The organism is Cupriavidus sp. SK-3 (assembly GCF_000611145.1).
In the GTDB taxonomy this organism is placed as follows: domain Bacteria; phylum Pseudomonadota; class Gammaproteobacteria; order Burkholderiales; family Burkholderiaceae; genus Cupriavidus.
This window is the reverse complement of sequence record NZ_JFJV02000117.1, coordinates 1-442: the sequence shown is the minus strand read 5'-3', so window position 1 is coordinate 442 and position 442 is coordinate 1. Positions and strand designations below refer to the sequence as shown.

Genomic DNA, 442 nt, shown 5'->3' with positions numbered 1-442 from the left:
TTGTGATGGATCGCCCTGCTCGTAGCGGACTCAGCTACGAGAAGTACGAATACTGGGGCGACGACATTGATATTGCCAGAGATGTCAGCGCTGGAACGTTCCAGCACAAGGTCGATACGCGCGAAAGTGAGTTGCGAGCCAAGAGACGTACCACCTCCGTTTCCTCATACAAGGAAATGCTGGCAAAGGGCTTAAAGTCCATGATCGTGGAAACCGACATCCCTTGGCTGGAGCAAGCCGTTTCGCCCACATCCAACTCCCGCCTGTTGATTTTCAAGGATCTGGCGGAAGTGGATTACCCTTTCACCGCGGAGGGCTACGTGCTGGCCGGCAGCACGATGCTGACCCTGAAGTCCGACGTTCAGCGCAGCAGCGGAATACAGAAGTTCACGCAGCTCACTACCGATGAATACCAAAATATCACTTACCGCGATGACTGGAC

General features: G+C 54.3%; 1 protein-coding gene. It reads left to right on the top strand.

Annotation, left to right across the window (positions count from 1 at the left end; translation table 11 throughout):
• Window positions 1-442: hypothetical protein (locus tag CF70_RS35915; RefSeq protein ID WP_414629446.1), on the top strand; the 442-nt coding region annotated here is incomplete at both ends.